This is a genomic window from Psychrobacter fulvigenes, from assembly GCF_904846155.1.
Taxonomy (GTDB): Bacteria; Pseudomonadota; Gammaproteobacteria; order Pseudomonadales; family Moraxellaceae; genus Psychrobacter; species Psychrobacter fulvigenes.
The window spans coordinates 2,818,509-2,834,226 of the sequence record NZ_CAJGZP010000001.1 but is presented as its reverse complement, the minus strand read 5'-3'; the positions used below and the strand labels follow the sequence as shown (position 1 = coordinate 2,834,226).

Annotated in this window: 15 protein-coding genes; 11 read left to right on the top strand and 4 right to left on the bottom strand. The window is 42.1% G+C overall.

Going from position 1 to position 15,718, the window contains the following annotated elements:
• Nucleotides 1–160: 160 nt before the first annotated feature.
• The gene (locus JMX03_RS12025; RefSeq protein WP_201596990.1) at nucleotides 161–973 is read left to right on the top strand and encodes a crotonase/enoyl-CoA hydratase family protein; all 813 of its coding nucleotides are present in this window, start codon (nucleotides 161–163) and stop codon (nucleotides 971–973) included.
• 145 nt (nucleotides 974–1,118) lie between these two features.
• Here JMX03_RS12025 and JMX03_RS12020 read toward each other — a convergent pair whose 3' ends face one another.
• Nucleotides 1,119–2,234, bottom strand: coding sequence for an ABC transporter substrate-binding protein (locus tag JMX03_RS12020; protein WP_227695679.1), 1,116 nt, complete (start codon nucleotides 2,232–2,234; stop codon nucleotides 1,119–1,121).
• Nucleotides 2,235–2,737: 503 nt separating this feature from the next.
• On the opposite strand from JMX03_RS12020, the gene JMX03_RS12015 reads away from it, so the two are divergent.
• The 8 genes from JMX03_RS12015 (at nucleotide 2,738) to tsf (ending at nucleotide 11,160) form a co-directional block, all read left to right on the top strand.
• Nucleotides 2,738–3,997, top strand: a complete 1,260-nt coding sequence (locus JMX03_RS12015) for a multidrug effflux MFS transporter (RefSeq protein ID WP_201596988.1) — start codon at nucleotides 2,738–2,740, stop codon at nucleotides 3,995–3,997.
• 312 nt (nucleotides 3,998–4,309) lie between these two features.
• Nucleotides 4,310–5,182 carry a transporter substrate-binding domain-containing protein gene (locus tag JMX03_RS12010; protein WP_201573906.1) on the top strand — a complete coding sequence of 291 codons (873 nt, stop codon included), beginning with the start codon at nucleotides 4,310–4,312 and terminating at the stop codon, nucleotides 5,180–5,182.
• A 12-nt stretch (nucleotides 5,183–5,194) separates the two neighbouring features.
• The gene (locus JMX03_RS12005) at nucleotides 5,195–7,438 is read left to right on the top strand and encodes an ATP-binding protein (protein WP_201596986.1); all 2,244 of its coding nucleotides are present in this window, start codon (nucleotides 5,195–5,197) and stop codon (nucleotides 7,436–7,438) included.
• Nucleotides 7,439–7,453: 15 nt separating this feature from the next.
• Nucleotides 7,454–7,816 carry a response regulator gene (locus JMX03_RS12000; RefSeq protein WP_201573908.1) on the top strand — a complete coding sequence of 121 codons (363 nt, stop codon included), beginning with the start codon at nucleotides 7,454–7,456 and terminating at the stop codon, nucleotides 7,814–7,816.
• A gap of 30 nt (nucleotides 7,817–7,846) precedes the next feature.
• Nucleotides 7,847–8,296: a chemotaxis protein CheX gene (locus JMX03_RS11995; RefSeq protein WP_201573909.1), complete on the top strand. Its 450-nt coding sequence runs from the start codon at nucleotides 7,847–7,849 to the stop codon at nucleotides 8,294–8,296.
• A 50-nt stretch (nucleotides 8,297–8,346) separates the two neighbouring features.
• The gene (locus tag JMX03_RS11990) at nucleotides 8,347–8,796 is read left to right on the top strand and encodes a chemotaxis protein CheX (RefSeq protein WP_201573910.1); all 450 of its coding nucleotides are present in this window, start codon (nucleotides 8,347–8,349) and stop codon (nucleotides 8,794–8,796) included.
• 397 nt (nucleotides 8,797–9,193) lie between these two features.
• A complete protein-coding gene (rpsB, locus tag JMX03_RS11985) occupies nucleotides 9,194–9,985 on the top strand; it encodes a 30S ribosomal protein S2 (protein WP_201596983.1) in 792 nt (263 codons plus the stop codon).
• A gap of 299 nt (nucleotides 9,986–10,284) precedes the next feature.
• Nucleotides 10,285–11,160 carry a translation elongation factor Ts gene (tsf, locus tag JMX03_RS11980; protein WP_201596981.1) on the top strand — a complete coding sequence of 292 codons (876 nt, stop codon included), beginning with the start codon at nucleotides 10,285–10,287 and terminating at the stop codon, nucleotides 11,158–11,160.
• 166 nt (nucleotides 11,161–11,326) lie between these two features.
• On the opposite strand, the gene JMX03_RS11975 is transcribed toward tsf, so the two are convergent.
• The 3 genes from JMX03_RS11975 to JMX03_RS11965 form a co-directional block, all read right to left on the bottom strand.
• Nucleotides 11,327–12,133: a lytic transglycosylase domain-containing protein gene (locus JMX03_RS11975; RefSeq protein WP_201596979.1), complete on the bottom strand. Its 807-nt coding sequence runs from the start codon at nucleotides 12,131–12,133 to the stop codon at nucleotides 11,327–11,329.
• Between the two features lie 384 nt (nucleotides 12,134–12,517).
• Nucleotides 12,518–13,207: an LrgB family protein gene (locus JMX03_RS11970; RefSeq protein WP_201596977.1), complete on the bottom strand. Its 690-nt coding sequence runs from the start codon at nucleotides 13,205–13,207 to the stop codon at nucleotides 12,518–12,520.
• Between the two features lie 22 nt (nucleotides 13,208–13,229).
• A complete protein-coding gene (locus JMX03_RS11965) occupies nucleotides 13,230–13,664 on the bottom strand; it encodes a CidA/LrgA family protein (protein ID WP_201573915.1) in 435 nt (144 codons plus the stop codon).
• A gap of 428 nt (nucleotides 13,665–14,092) precedes the next feature.
• On the opposite strand from JMX03_RS11965, the gene JMX03_RS11960 reads away from it, so the two are divergent.
• Nucleotides 14,093–14,974 carry an IS982 family transposase gene (locus JMX03_RS11960; protein ID WP_201594757.1) on the top strand — a complete coding sequence of 294 codons (882 nt, stop codon included), beginning with the start codon at nucleotides 14,093–14,095 and terminating at the stop codon, nucleotides 14,972–14,974.
• Nucleotides 14,975–15,047: 73 nt separating this feature from the next.
• Nucleotides 15,048–15,698 carry an IS1595-like element ISPssp3 family transposase gene (locus JMX03_RS11955; RefSeq protein WP_201574297.1) on the top strand — a complete coding sequence of 217 codons (651 nt, stop codon included), beginning with the start codon at nucleotides 15,048–15,050 and terminating at the stop codon, nucleotides 15,696–15,698.
• Nucleotides 15,699–15,718: the final 20 nt, after the last annotated feature.

The window sequence follows — 15,718 nt, the reverse complement described above, 5'->3', positions numbered from 1 at the left end:
TATGACAGAGCAGTGTTTTTATAAACTAAATGCCACCGCGACAGTCAGTTTTTGATACGGTACAGTGGATATAAGACTGTTAAGATTGAAGCCACATTGACGTCATTAAAAGTCATGATGAATAGTATCTTATCGCTCTTATCTATTATTAAGGATTGTTATGCACGCTATCGCCGCTTATCAATATGAAACTTTGCAAGTCAGTGTTACTGAAAATATCGCCACCGTTACGATCAATCGACCAGAGAAAAAGAATGCCATGAGTTTTAAGGTGGTAGAGGAGCTGATTGCAGTTGCAGAGCGTGTCAGCAAAGACAAAGCCTTACGAGCGGTCATTCTTAATGGCGCTGAAGGAACGTTTTGTGCGGGCATAGATTTGGGAGACTTAAATCATCCAAAAAACCAAGCGTTCGCATTTTGGGAGCTGGTGAAGCCATGGCAGAGCTTGTTCCAACGTGTTTGTCTGGTGTGGCGTGATGTGCCAGTACCAGTCATTGCCGTGCTTGAAGGGTATTGTATTGGTGCAGGTCTACAATTGGCATTGGCTTGCGATGTGCGTATCAGCCGTCCTGACTGTAAACTATCCATTATGGAGGCGAAGTGGGGCTTGGTGCCAGATATGGGCTTGACTCAATCAGCGTTTGGGGTGGTGCGAGAAGATGTGTTAAAAGAGCTGGCCATGAGCGCGCGTATCGTCGACGCAGTAGAAGGCGAGAAGTTGGGCTTGGTCAGTCATTGTAGCGAGACGCCGTTAGAAGACGCTCAGGCACTTGCCGCTGAGTTTGCACAGCGCTCTCCTGACGCAGTGCTGGCCAGTAAACGCGTGATCAATGCCATGCATCAGCAGTCAGCTATCACCTTATATAAAGAAAAAATGTGGCAATTAAAGATGATGATGGGGCGTAACCGTAAGTTTGCGCTAAAAAAAGCAAAAGATGCCAGTGTGGAGTTTGCGAAACGCCAGTTTGGTTAAATTAAGCGGGTAAAGCGCATCTCTATTAAAGTTTGATCGAAAGCTTTTATCTAAAGTCTTAATACCATTGAGCTAACAATAGAAAGTGCTGCGTTGTACTGTCTATTGTCATATGTTGCTTGCTATAGGTATTTTAATTTTCATATTAGAGACTGTTTTTAAGCTGCTCCCAATATTGCTCGTAGACTTTCAAGGCTTCATCACCCACGTCTGCGAGGAAATCTCCTTGTTCTACCGCTTCTTGAGAGGGATAAACAATTGGATTATTTTTTAACTGATATTGTATCAATTCCAGTGCAGCCTTATTTGGTGCAGCATATCCAATCTCTTCACTAATAATTTTGGCATTCTCAGGCAGTAGTAAGTAATTGATAAATTGATGTGCAGCGTCTACATTCTTGGCGTCTTTAGGAATGACCAAATTGTCCATCCATAAGATAGCCCCTTCAGTTGGGTATTTATAGAGTAGAGTACTGACACCTTCATTATTGGCTATTAATGTCTTACCGTTATATGTCATACCAAGAGTAGCATCGCTTGTTGCTAGATAAGAAGTAAGTGGCACATCATTTTCATTGAAGCTTTCGATATTAGGTATTAAAGTCGTGAGCTTAGCATAAGCGGCCTTGATTTCATCAGGGTTGCGGCTATTCACCGAGTAGCCCAGTGTCAATAACGACATACCGAACACATCGCGCATATCGTTCACTAACATCACTTGATTTTTGTATTCAGGTCGCCAGAGATCTTCCCAGCTGTTTACAGTTTGCGGGTCGATAGCCGCACCATTGATGATGAGACCCGTACTTCCCCAAACATAGGGGACGGAATATTTATTATCAGGATCAAACTCGGTATTGGTAAATGAAGCTTCAAGGTTTTTAAAGTTACTTAATTTCGCTTTATCTAATTCTTGTAATAGACCTTCTTTCGCCATTTTATCAACGAAATAGCTGGATGGCATAGCAATGTCGTATGGGTTCGCATTGTCGGCTGTTTTTAGATTGTCATACATAACCTCATTAGATTCGAACTTGATATAGTTAACGCTAATACCTGTCTCTTTTTCAAAACCATCAAGAATCTTTTGGGGCATATACTCTTCCCAATTATACAAGTTGAGCGTCTTGTCGTCTTTGGTGTTGCTACAGCTGGCAAGAGTAAGTCCAATAGCGACACAGAGTAGTGATTTTGGAATGATTCTCATAGTACGCTTAGTAGCAGCTTGTGATGCTAAGCGGAGCCAAGGTAAGTAAGACAAGATATTTCTCCTACAAATAAAATAAAAGTTACTTTATAGTATATGAACTGTATATAGTCGATACACTCTAAAAATGTCATAGCGCTACTGGGATGAATTTTGCGCAGCCTCTGGGTACGCAGCACGCAAGTAAAATTTATACCAGTAGCGCGTTTAAATCCATAACAGTTTTACATTCAGCTGACTATATATAGTTACAGTGAAGAAATAATGGGCTGTCAAGCAGTATTATTAATGTCAGTTTTAAAGAAGTTGTTTGTACGCAACAAAACATTATCACTGCTATGTTTTATCTTATAGTCAACAGCCCCTAGCACCTGCTATTTGTCATTCTAAAAACATGCCACTATTGAAATACAAGCGGACAGTACGATATAACACTGTCTGCTTGCATAGTCGTACGCAAATGCTGCACTATTGTCTTTTGGTTTGTATAAAACAAAACATGCTGAGCATCTCAGTTATAAAATAATAATTCTTATATAAATAAAATGGTCTGAACTATGTCTGCCCCTAACTCTTCTTTGCCTAATAAACCTATTGCTTCTGAACGAGTACGCTCAGCGGATTTGCCTGTTGCATGGATTATGATGCTTGGGCTGATCGTAGCAGTGGGACCATTGTCTATTGATATGTATTTGCCTGCGTTGCCGTCAATGGCAGAGGATTTTGGCGTATCTACTGCATTTATGGCCAACTCCGTTCCTGCCTATTTTGTCGGCTTGGTATTTGGGCAATTATTCTATGGCCCGTTTAGTGATCGTGTCGGACGAGTCAAACCCTTATATATCGGCATGAGCTTGTACGTGGTTGCTTCCATAGCCTGTGCGACTACGGACAACGAATATGTGTTGTTTTTGGGACGTATGCTGCAAGCACTTGGAGCCTGTGTGGGAGCGGTAGTCACTCGCGCCGCCATTCGTGATCGCCTTACAGCAAGGCAGACTGCCAAGGCTTTTTCTATCATGATTTTGGTCATGGGGCTAGCGCCGATACTAGCTCCATCCCTTGGCGCGCTGTTTTTGCGCTTCTTTGACTGGCGCTCTATCTTTTGGTTTTTGACCGCTTTTGGGGTGCTTAATCTATTGCTGACCAAGTTTTTCTTCTTTGAAACCCTCACTGAAGAAAACCGCAATGCACGCCCAGCTAAAGAAGTACTCAGCCAGTACTGGGATTTGTTAAAAGACCCAAGCTTTAACTATCCAGCCATTGGTGGTGGTCTGCTGATGGGGGCGATGTTTGTTTATATCAGCTCGGCCTCTGAGCTGATCATGGATACTTATAATATCTCTGCGACAGATTTTGGGTGGCTGTTTGGAATGAACGCCGCAGGATTTGTGGCGTTGACTCAGCTTAACCAATGGCTCACCAACCGTTTTCGTATTCTGAGTATATTGCGCTTTGGTGCGATGATGCAGGTAATCTCTTCTGCAGCGTTATTTATAACGGGTCTTGTTTTTGGTGTGGATGCTTGGCTGCCTCTAGTATTAGCCTGTATTTTCTTTTGTATCGCAGGTTTGGGCTTGACCCAGCCGAACGCCTCAGCCATCGCACTGGCCTTTCAAAAGCATCGTGCTGGTATGGCAAGTGCGTTGCAAGGTTCGCTGATGTTTTCCGTGGGGATATTTGGCGGTCTATTATTAAACCTGTTTCCTGTCAATCCTGTGCTCAAAATCGGTATCGCTATATTTGCGCTGATGAGCCTTGGTAGCTTCTTGATATGGAAAATAGATCGTAACTTAGATCTTGATGATGTTGGATAATTGACCAAAAAGGTCAAAATATAAAGTATATGGTGACGCCAAAAAGCATTCGATACGTTTGATACGTATCGAATGTTTTTTTTTACATAATAATTGCACCGTTTGAGGAGTAATTGCAACGCTCTATCAAATATTGGTATGTATATTGCATAATATTACTTATAAGTTTTGGTCTTTATCGGCCTACTGAGCGATAGGGTCGCACTTTATTCATGTTTCACATTTAAACTCAATTTGGTATATAGATAAAATCAAGATTATCTATATATTCACAATTGCGAATGCTAAGTTATCTAAAATCAAGGATGGATTATGAAACCGCTATTTCGGGTACTTCCAATCGTGTTAAGCGTTGGCCTGTTTGGGTGTGGCAACTCAAGCACTCAAGAAAATGCTAATACAAATAGCACTAAAAAAATAGAGAATAAAGACAGTTTCATTAGTAAGCTGCCTGATTCAGCGCCAGTACTGAAAGTTGCAATGACCGGTGACTTACCGCCTTTCTCGTTTCAAGACGATTATGGAAATATGCAAGGTACTGATGTTGACTCAATTCGAGCTATTGGTGAAGAGCAGGGTTTTAAGGTCGAGTTTTATAAAGAGACTTGGCAGAATATGTTCGATAGTGTGGAGTCAGGTGATCGTGACTTAGCGATATCAGGTATTTCTTATAAAGATGATCGTGCTATAAAGTATGGTTTATCGACCCCTTATTTCTTTAACCCAGCTACCATAATGTATTTAAAGGGTCATGCAGAAATAAAAGGTTTGGAAGATATAAAAGGTTTAAAGACAGGTACTTTAGAAGGCTCAAAAGAAGAAGATACCTTGAAGGAAATGGGGTCTGATGTGGAATTAGTTTCAAGACCTACTGTATTTTTGGCATATGAAGACTTAGTTCAGGGGAAGACGGATGTTCTTTTGTATGACTTACCAGTTTTACAATATATCGTAAAAGGCTATCCAGAGTATGAAGTCAACATTGTCCCTTATGAAGCCGATGATGCTCCATCAGCGCAGCAAGTGGTACTAATGGCAAAAGAGAATACTCAGCTCATTAATACAATAAATGAGGGTATTACAAAGTTAAAAACCAAAGGTACCTTCAAAGAAATTGAGGAGAAATGGTTGGGTGCGACAGAGCCAGCCATTGACAGTAAATCTACTTCCACTCAAGCGAACTAAGGATTTCTGAAAATGGCAACTACAAATAATATAGATAACAAACGCTATCAAGGCTTAATCGTTTCGATTGCCCTATTTTTATCATTAATCGGTGCTTTGCTGGCTTTTACTTTTTATACCTCGAACTTATTAGAAAGAAACACTGCCCTTATTGATCAAACTAACCAAGTCGCTAACAGCGCGCAAGCAGTAATTAAAGACTTGTTTGATTTGGACAATAGCTATGGTGAGGATACTAACTCTCCACATATACAGCGGGTGCTAAGCCGTTTGGAGCAAAATACTGCGTTAATTACTAGGTCTATTTCTGCTATTGAGCAAGGTGGTAGTATCACTGACACTGCAGGTAATAGTTATAACTTGCCGAAGATTAATAGCGATGCAAAAGCAGATATTGGTGCAGCTAACGAACAATGGAAAGTTTTAGAACCTAAAATTCAAGCTTATCTGAAAGACGCTGATAACGTTATGGTATCTTCTGCAGATGATTTGACTCAAGCAGTTGAGCAAGCGAAGACTTCAAGTTTATTTATTAACGATTCATTAGAGAGTCTTACTAAGGACGTATTTAACAGTGCAGAGCGTCAAGCTAGTACCATTCGTTTGATTCAGGTTCTTGGTGTTGCCGCTATCTTCGCTTACTTCTTAATCTTTGTATTCTTCTTTGTTCGCAGGTTACGTGAGACGGATGCCGAAGCAGCAGCTGCTCGTCGTGAAACTCAAGAGATTATGCAAACGGTTAATACCGGTCTATTCTTGCTTGATAAAGACTTGAAAATTGGTCAGCAGCATTCTCGTGCACTCAATAAGATTGTCGGCGCAGAGCGTTTGGCAGGAGAAAACTTTACCAACGTCTTACGTGGTCGTATTTCTGATAAAGACTTGAAGACCACACAGCAGTTCATCGAACAGCTCTATAACCCGCGCGTCAAAGAAAAACTTGTCGATGCCCTCAATCCATTAACCAAAGTCTTACTGCATAACACTTCTGCCGATCAAGGTTCAGAAAGCCGCTTCTTGGACTTTAAGTTCTCACGAGTTTATGAAGATAAAGACATCGCACGTATTTTGGTCAACGTGAACGATGTATCAGAGGCCGTTCAGCTAGAGCAGCGCTTAGAGAAAGAACGCTCACAAAACGACATGCAGATTGAGATGTTGACCACCATCCTAAATGTAAAACCAAAAATTATTTATGAGTTTATTAGCAATACCAAAACTCATATCGAAAAAATGAATAACATTTTGAAAAACCCTGGCAGCTCGCAATATGAGCTTGAAGGCAAGTTGAAAGCTATTTATCGTGATATGCATAGCTTAAAAGGTGATGCTTCTGCGCTCAAACTGCATAGCTTTACCAAAATTGCTAGTGATGCTGAGGACAAGCTTAGCGCACTACAAAACCAAGGCAAGCTATCTGGTAATGACTTTTTGCAGTTGGCGGTACATTTGGATGACTTGTTAAGTTTGTCGAATACCATCGAGATGCTAGGTGAGCGTATCAATCAGACATCGCCAGCCAGTGCAAAAGCAAACTCAGAGCCGACTACTTCAGTAACCAGCGACTCAGTACCAACTACGATGGCAGCAGACGCTAGTGCCGCAGAAATAGTGGAGAGTAGTGGCCAGACGGTTACTCCGATGCTGGATGGTTTGAGCCTTGCAGACGGTGAAGATATAGATTTAGATGATGAGTCAGATGCTCATCTACTAGCCTACTATCAAGACTTCGCGAAAGACATCGCGGCCAGACAAGGTAAAGAAGTACAGTTAAACAGCTCTACTTTAGAGCAAGTAAAGATACCTGAGCGACTAAAAAAAGCCGTTAAAGAAATCAGTGTTCAATTGGTACGGAATGCCGTTGTACATGGTATCGAGCCACCTACAGATCGCCGCTCCGCAGGCAAGCCTAGCGTGGGTAAAATCAGCTTAGAGATGCAAAGCATTGGCCAAGATTTCATCGTCAGCTTACAAGATGATGGTCAAGGCATCAATTATGATGGTATCCGTGACAAGCTAGTCGCCTTGGGTCGTTTTAGTGCTGAAGAAGCTCAACAGCTAGACCATAACCAGCTACTGAAGCAGTTGTTTTCTTCTGGGTTCTCTACCAAAGATGAGGCCGATGAAGATGGTGGCCGCGGTGTTGGCTTAGATATTATCAAAACTCAGGTAAAAGAATCTAATGGTAAGCTCAACGTAAATAGTGAGCTTGGTGAAATGACGCGTTTTGTCATTACTTTACCTAAAGCATCATAAGGACATAAGTGAGCTATGTATAAATTAATGATTGTTGATGACTCGAACATCATTCGCAACCGAATTCAGCGGGCCTATGATTCAGGTAAGTTCATGTTGGTTGCTACGGCAACCAGCGGTGTCCATGCCCTTGAAAAGTTCAATATCCACCGTCCTGACGTTATTACGATGGATTTGACTATGCCACAAATGGATGGGCTTGAATGTATCGAAAAAATCGTTGCTATTGATCCTAATGTGCGCATTTTGGTGGTATCGGCACTGTCTGACAAATCTACAGGGATTGAAGCCTTATCGTTGGGTGCCAGTGGGTTTTTATGTAAGCCTTTTTCTGAAGAAGAACTTATAGAGTCTTTGTATGAGTTAATGCAAGACTAACCCTATCCAACGACTTAAGTAGATGTCATTATGAAAGAACAAAAGCTACAAATTTTTTTGAATATCATTAGTAATTATTTTGATCAGTTCGGTAGAGAAGAGATTGTCGCTGATACGCCTTACTTGCTAGAGAATAAACAGCCCAAAGTCCATGACTATACTGGTGTCATTGGTATATCAGGGGTGCAAAAAGGGGTGGTGTATTTTTCAGCAACACGGGGCTTGTTGTCTTCTATCCTAGACAGTATGGGCGAGACCGATAAGAGTGAAGAGATGTATGTGGATCTCGCCGGCGAAGTAGCCAATACCATCGCAGGTAATGCTCGTACCGAGTTTGGCGCAGAGTTTCATATCTCCGTACCGTTCGTATTTAAGGGGTCACCGCAAGGTATCGTGTTACCCAGCGACGAGCGGTCTTTCATCATTCCTATTACTTGGCTGTCGCAAGTGGGTGAGATTGTGGTCTGTTTGCAGGATTGATCAGTCAGTAGGTCTGTGAGCAACGTAATCAATATGGATGTTAATATATTATGGTTAAAGTAGAGAAGTTAGGTGTGTTTTTAAGCTCAATCAACGCATTTTTTGCTCAGATTGACGACACACAAGTGGCTCTTGATACGCCTTACTTGAATAACAACAGAAGCGCCATTGGTTATGACTATAGCGGTATTATCAAGATATCAGGCCCATTAAAAGGTTGTGTCTATGTCAGCGCTCCCACTGTCATGTTGCGAGAAGTCATCAAAGTGATAGGAGAACCCGATTCATCCATCACGATGATGAAAGACTTATTGGGTGAGATGGCCAATACCATATCAGGTAATGCTCGTACTGAGTTTGGTTCTGAGTTTATTATATCGCCCCCGCAGATTGTTGAAGGTGCGCCAAGTATTTCTTATTTACCAAAAGAGCGTCATAGTTACATTACCCCGTTTACGTGGCGTGGTTATGAAGCGGTGATAGGTATTTGTATTGCTTGAGCTATGGGCTTGATGCTTATTTTTAGAATAAAATTGTTAGAATAAAAGCGGCGTGTCAACGTCGTTTTTTTATGCCTAAAACTTTAAACATCTGCTATATATGGTTTGTTTAGGCAATCATTAATAATACTGGAGCATAGACTGCAGTCTATGGTAGAATACAGCGCAGCTATTTTTATAATTTGATTTCAATAATTAAGTTTCAATTATAGTTCAATTTCTTTAACCAACCAATGACACACACATCATGGCAAAAAATTGCTGGGTGTTTGGCGACTTGATTAATTTGCAAGCGTACGGTGCAGCAGTACTCAGCATCAACCGTCAGCAGATGCGTGTTGCTAAATAGGCAGTTTTTGTGATGTGGAGGCATAACCCAACCAACAGGACATTTAACATGGCTAATTCAAACCCTACAAAAATGGAAATGCGCGACTTGCTACAAGCGGGCGCTCACTTTGGTCACCAAACGCGTTTTTGGAACCCAAAAATGGGTCCATATATCTTTGGTGCGCGTAACAAGATTCACATCATTAACCTAGAGCACACTGTCAAAGCGTTTAACGAAGCATTGACTTACGTAAACGGCTTAGCGGCTAAGAAAAACAAAGTACTATTCGTTGGTACTAAGCGCGCTGCTAGCGGTGTGATCCGTGAGCAAGCACAACGTGCTGGCATGCCGTATGTTGACCATCGCTGGTTAGGTGGTATGTTGACTAACTGGAAAACATTACGCCAGTCAATCAACCGTCTAAAAGAGCTTGAAAAACAAGCAGAAGACGGTACGTTTGCCAAGCTAACGAAACGTGAAGCGCTAGAGCGTACTCGTGATATGGAAAAGCTTGAGCGTTCACTAGGTGGTATCAAAGACATGGGCGGCCTACCTGACGCAATCTTCGTTGTTGACGTTGATCATGAAGCGATTGCTATCAAAGAAGCTAAAAACCTAGGTATTCCAGTAATCGGTATCGTTGATACCAACTCTAACCCAGATAACGTCGAATACATCATCCCAGCAAACGATGATGCTATCCGTGCTGTTACTCTATATGTGACTGCTATGGCTGACGCTATCATCGCTGGTAAAGAGTATGCACAGACCCAAGCTGGTGGTAAAGCTGAGCAAGAAGCGCCTGCTGCTGAAGAAGCACCAGCTGCTGCCCAGACAGAAGAAACGCCTGCTGAGTAATATTATTAGCGCATATGGATGACTTGATATAGTGTCTATCAGTGTCCATATAGTGTAATAACAACAGATAAGCGTATAACAGGCATGATGTAGTGTTACTCGTCATGCCTTGTTTTTATTGGTTGTTATGAGCCAAGCTATTATTAGACAAGTGGTTATTGGATAACTATTATTATCCATGTTCCTAACAGTGAAACGGTCAAAGCCTGCATTGTTATTAGTCTCTACAATAGGCTGTTATTGATCTCTACAGTAGATTTTTAAGCACTCCCATACATTACAATATTAAGGTGATTTCCATGGTACAAGTAACTGCCAAAATGGTAAAAGAATTACGCGACCGTACTGGTCTTGGCATGATGGAATGTAAAAAAGCGTTAGAAGAGTCAAATGGTGATGTCGAAGTTGCCATTGATAACCTACGCAAATCTGGTCAAGCAAAAGCAGCTAAAAAAGCGGGTAACATCGCAGCTGACGGCGCTATCATCATTGCTCATGGCGCTGACAAAGCATTTTTATTAGAAGTTAACTGTCAGACTGATTTCGTTGCAAAAGATGATAACTTCACTGCATTTGCAGAAAAAGTTGCTAACATTGCGCTAGAAAACAACACGACTGACGTTGCTGCTATCTCTGAATTGCCTTATGGCGATGGTCAAACCATCGAAGAAGCACGTGTCTCTTTGGTTCAAAAAATCGGCGAAAACATTCAAATCCGCCGCGTTGAAACCATCGAAGGTGCGAACCTAGCGTCATACCGTCATGGTCTACGTATTGGCGTAGTCGTATCTTATGAAGGCGGTACTGAAGAAACAGGTAAGAACCTTGCTATGCACATTGCTGCATTCAACCCTGTTGCTGTCGATGACGAAAGTGTCGATGCGGACGTACTAGCACGCGAAAAAGACATCATCGAAGCCAAAGCTCGTGAATCTGGCAAGCCTGATAATATCGTTGAAAAAATGATCGAAGGTGGCCTACGTAAGTACCTAGACGAAGTAACCTTGCTACGCCAGCCATACGTCATGGACAATGACAAAAAAGTTGGTGACGTCCTAAAAAGTGAGGGCGTAAAAGTACTTAGCTTTAGACGTTTAGAAGTGGGCGAAGGTATCGAGAAAAAGCAAGAAGACTTTGCCGCTGAAGTTGCTGCTGCTCAGGCTGCTAACAAGTAAGTTTTTATATTAGGAATGGCTGTGAGTGTAGAGTAAGGTTTTATTCAACATTCATAGTCTGATTCTATCGCCTACATTATAAGAGGTTAGATAGAATCTCCAAGCACAAAAAAACCCCGTTATTAAATAACGGGGTTTTTTTGTGCTTGGAGATTTATTGAAAGAATCAGCGTAATGCGGCATATGCTGAGTTAGCGTAGCTGGCGCTAGCACCATTATTGCTAGTACCATAACTAACCGTTTGCATACCATTGCTATTAATAGAGGCATTGCTGGCATTCATCGTACCGTCAGACAGACCCGCATCATTTTTATAGAGGCTATGATAGCGGCTCATCACTCTTTTGACGTAGTTACGAGTCTCTTTAAACGGCGGGATACCATTATATTTATCCACGTTCCCTTCACCGGCATTATAACCAGCCACCGCATATTCGACATTGTTGTTAAAACGACGCATCAGCCATGCGATATATTTGGCCGAGCCTTCGATATTTTCGGCAGGGTTCCATGGGTTACTGACTTTGAAACGACTGGCAGTAGCGGGCATCAATTGCATTAAGCCTTGCGCGCCTACTGGAGAGCGGGCATTTGGGTTAAATGCAGATTCGGTATGCATCATGGCTTTCATGAGCGCAGGGTCGACACCGTGGCGTGCCGCAGAGGCGCGAATATAGCTGTCGTAGGCATCACGAGTACCGCTACTACTGGCAGAGCTGCTACCATAATTATTGCTCGCAGAGCTACCATCGTACATTTTTGAGTCTTTGTAGTAAGTGACTTTTACTTTTTTGGTAAATTTGTCAAAGTTACCACTTGGGCTGACGTTGGTAAGCAGTACTTGTCCAGCCTTATCTTTATAAATATACATGTTGCCAGCTTGGGCGCTGATAGACAAAGTGGATAATGCGGCAACAGCGGTCAACAGAATAGGGGATAGATAGCGATTAATGAAAGGAGAAGTATTTATCATAGAGGTATCACTTTTTATCGAATAATAGCAAATTGCATTGCCTATAGGCAGGTCGTCTTACTCGTTAAAGCAGTCTGTATTACGGTCAGATTCTTTTACGGCATGTCAGTGGCTTATCAAAAACCTAAGACTCATAAAACCATTTGCAAAAGATACAAAAAATAATATTTTCTTACTATAGCATACAATCGCTTTTATACCCATTTGATTGATAAAAAGAAGGTGAGAATTGAGGTTTTACTATAAAGAAGTTGCAACAAATAAAAATATGAACGATTTCTGTGACTTATCTGTCGATAATATATAATTGGTTTTGATTGCATGGCCTGTATTTTAACAGACCCTACTTAATTAAACACTTAACGATACTTCTATAAAGCTGTCTTATATTCCCATCGCGCTGATAAAAATAGGTACCCAAATGGCAGTGACCAAACCATTTACTGCCAGTCCAAATGCTGCGTAACGTCCAGCCGTCTGGCTAATCTGCCAAGCTTCTACGGTACCAAAGGCATGGGCAGCAAGTCCGAGCGCTAAGCCTTTGGCACGGTCATCATCGATACCGCGAAATAAGAACCGCGCTACAGCACCACCGATAAGCCCTGAGACAATGATAATCAAGTTGGCCATCGCGAGTGGTGCTTGAATCAAATCTGCCACGCTCAGACCGATCGGAGTGGTGACAGAGCGAGTGGCAAAAGCCAATATGGTGTCGTGACTCAATGAAAACAGATAGGCTAATGACATGGGTAGTAAAGCACCAACCACACTAGCGATGACCACAATCAGGGTGAGTTTTTTGACTGGTAGGCCTTTGAAGTTCATCGCTGCCAGTGGTACTGCTAGCAATACCGTCACGTAGCCCAATAGACGGTCGAACACTGGCTTAGCAACACTGTAATAATGTTCATAATCCCATTGCAGCATGAACAAAAACAGCAGCACCAAAACCAAGGCGGTGATAACCATAGGAAGCCACGATAGCTTGCGTGCCAACACACGTGCAATCACGTGCGCCGCCAAAGTTAGTAATATCGCGGCAAGGGTAGCCATAAATACACTATCAAAAGTCATAACGTTTCCTTGTACAAACAGCTTAGAGCTGTCCCTTCTGCTTGTTAATAGTGTCGCTGTCGATATCAGCATCGTGATTTAGCCAACGATTGGCCAGTATAGCAAGTCCCCAAAGTGGTATGAGCGTACTGATGAGCATGGTCAGCATCACTCCCCAAAACTCATCTCCTAACGCAAATAGCAGTAAACCTGCACCCGCCGATACGGGTAAAAAAGCAAAGCCACTATCGACCAGTAGTGTGTTACTGGCTTGGGTTAGCCAAATAGGTAAGCCCTTCACAAGTCGCCAAACAATCAGAATCACAAACATGGCTAGTAGACCAACGATGTTGGCAGCCTTTTCGATACCTGCCCACTGACAAATAATAACCGCTGACTCACGGACAATGATGACCATTGCCAAAGTCAGAATTAACGCCAGCCATAGGGGCATATTAGGGGAGTGAGTAGACTTCATAAATAATTTTGGCCAAGTCAGAGTGAGATGAGGCGATTATATAGAGAGTAACGCAACTAATAAAGCCTATCGCATGAGAGAGTTGATTGCCATGCTTGTCAGTTTTTATACCAAGCCCAAAAAGTACGATTAACTTTGTCAAACTCGCTAAGTCTACTAGGAGTAGTACTTGCACAAGTTTTCCGCGTTACTCTAATTTTTGGGAATGGTATTAGTTTGCAGCATACTATGAGGTGAAATCAAAAAAAACGGACAATATCAAAGATATCGTCCGTTTTTAGTTTGCAGCAGTAGCTTAAAACATTATGTTAGGGGCTGTCCTAGATAACCCCAGTTCGGGATAAGGGCTCAAAAAAAAGATAAAAAAAGAAGTCCGAAGTTGCTAAAGTAAGTTTACCAAGACCACTTAAGCAAAAAGGACTTCTTACATGGACAACCTAACCGAACTATACTGCCATATTGACGACTTTTATCAGCAATTCAAACCTGAGTTTGACGCTCATTTAATCGCAACGGGACACCAAAGGTTAAGAGCATGCCAGATAAGTGTAGCAGAGATTATGACCATCTTGGTACTGTTTCATCAACTGCGGTATCGACAGTTTAAGGCGTTTTACTACCACCATATGCTTGGCATGATGAAACGGGAGTTTCCAAATCTGCCGAGCTACTCGCGATTTATAGAGCTTGTGCCGCGCAGTATCATGCCACTGTGCAGCTACTTGCAAAGCATGATGGGCGACTGTACGGGTATCAGCTATATTGATTCAACCAAGATAGCAGTTTGTCATAACAAGCGTATCTACCGTCATAAAGTCTTTAAGGGACTTGCAACCCGAGGCAAAAGCAGCATGGGCTGGTTCTATGGCTTTAAGCTGCACGCCATTATCAATCATAAGGGCGAGCTTGTATCTGTTAAAGTCACTGCGGGTAATACGGATGACAGAGTGCCTGTTAAGGATATGGCAACGCCTGTGTTTGGCAAGGTGTTTGGGGATAGAGGCTATATCAGTAAAGCCCTAAACGAGTGGCTCACAAAACACAGTGATACCACGTTGATAACCAAACTTCGGCGTAATATGAAACCCCAATTACTTGAGCCTATGGATGAGGCACTACTCAATCATCGCTCTTTGGTTGAAACGGTGTTTGGAGAGCTTAAAAACTTGTGCCAAATTGAACACTCACGCCATCGTAGTGTCACGGGGTTTATCACAAACTTGCTGTCAGGTTTAATTGCTTATTGCTGGTTTCCCTATAAACCCACCATCAAAAATATGCCTCAGCAGGGACAGGTAGCAACATTGTAAATAGTATCAATGAGTTACAATGGGGCTTATCCCGAACTGGGGTCAGATAAGTAAAATTATTTAGGATAGCACTATGAGAAAAAGCAAACTAAGTTGGTATAAACAAAGCAGACTAATCGAGTTATTTGTTGCCGGTTCTACCGCCAGAACAGCAGCAAGCCTAGTTGGTGTTAATAAAACTACAGCCAGTTATTACTTTCATAGGCTACGACTACTTATTTACGAGAATAGCCAAGACCCTGGTCTATTTGAAGGCGAAATCGAAGTAGACGAATCATACTTTGGTGGAACTCGTAAAGGCAAGCGAGGGCGAGGTGCTGGTAGCAAAGTGCCCGTGTTTGGCCTACTAAAGCGTAATGGCAAGGTCTACGCTTGTATTATACCCAATGCTAAAGCAGATACTTTGATCCCCATCATAAGAGAAAAAGTGAAGCCTGATAGCATTGTTTATACTGACTCATTTAAAAGCTATAACGCATTAGATGTCAGTGAGTTTACTCATTATCGTATCAACCACTCTAAAACCTTTGTTAATGACAAGAATCATATTAACGGTATAGAGAACTTCTGGAACCAAGCTAAACGGCATCTACGTAAGTTTAACGGGGTCCCAAAAGAGCATTTTCACCTCTATTTAAAGGAATGTGAGTGGCGTTTTAATCACAGTGACCCAAAGTCGCAATTACTACAATTAAAACAATGGGTTAAACAGGGTTTGAGCTAATTATCTAGGACAGCCCCTTA

Excerpts from the sequence above, each read along its gene's own strand:
- JMX03_RS12015 (WP_201596988.1), top strand. The coding sequence starts at position 2,738 with ATGTCTGCCCCTAACTCTTCTTTGCCTAATAAACCTATTGCTTCTGAA.
- JMX03_RS12010 (WP_201573906.1), top strand. The coding sequence starts at position 4,310 with ATGAAACCGCTATTTCGGGTACTTCCAATCGTGTTAAGCGTTGGCCTG.
- JMX03_RS11965 (WP_201573915.1), bottom strand. The coding sequence starts at position 13,664 with ATGAAGTCTACTCACTCCCCTAATATGCCCCTATGGCTGGCGTTAATT.
- JMX03_RS11975 (WP_201596979.1), bottom strand. The coding sequence starts at position 12,133 with ATGATAAATACTTCTCCTTTCATTAATCGCTATCTATCCCCTATTCTG.
- JMX03_RS12000 (WP_201573908.1), top strand. The coding sequence starts at position 7,454 with ATGTATAAATTAATGATTGTTGATGACTCGAACATCATTCGCAACCGA.
- JMX03_RS12025 (WP_201596990.1), top strand. The coding sequence starts at position 161 with ATGCACGCTATCGCCGCTTATCAATATGAAACTTTGCAAGTCAGTGTT.
- JMX03_RS11990 (WP_201573910.1), top strand. The coding sequence starts at position 8,347 with ATGGTTAAAGTAGAGAAGTTAGGTGTGTTTTTAAGCTCAATCAACGCA.
- JMX03_RS11960 (WP_201594757.1), top strand. The coding sequence starts at position 14,093 with ATGGACAACCTAACCGAACTATACTGCCATATTGACGACTTTTATCAG.
- JMX03_RS12005 (WP_201596986.1), top strand. The coding sequence starts at position 5,195 with ATGGCAACTACAAATAATATAGATAACAAACGCTATCAAGGCTTAATC.
- tsf (WP_201596981.1), top strand. The coding sequence starts at position 10,285 with ATGGTACAAGTAACTGCCAAAATGGTAAAAGAATTACGCGACCGTACT.
- JMX03_RS11970 (WP_201596977.1), bottom strand. The coding sequence starts at position 13,207 with ATGACTTTTGATAGTGTATTTATGGCTACCCTTGCCGCGATATTACTA.
- rpsB (WP_201596983.1), top strand. The coding sequence starts at position 9,194 with ATGGCTAATTCAAACCCTACAAAAATGGAAATGCGCGACTTGCTACAA.
- JMX03_RS11995 (WP_201573909.1), top strand. The coding sequence starts at position 7,847 with ATGAAAGAACAAAAGCTACAAATTTTTTTGAATATCATTAGTAATTAT.
- JMX03_RS11955 (WP_201574297.1), top strand. The coding sequence starts at position 15,048 with ATGAGAAAAAGCAAACTAAGTTGGTATAAACAAAGCAGACTAATCGAG.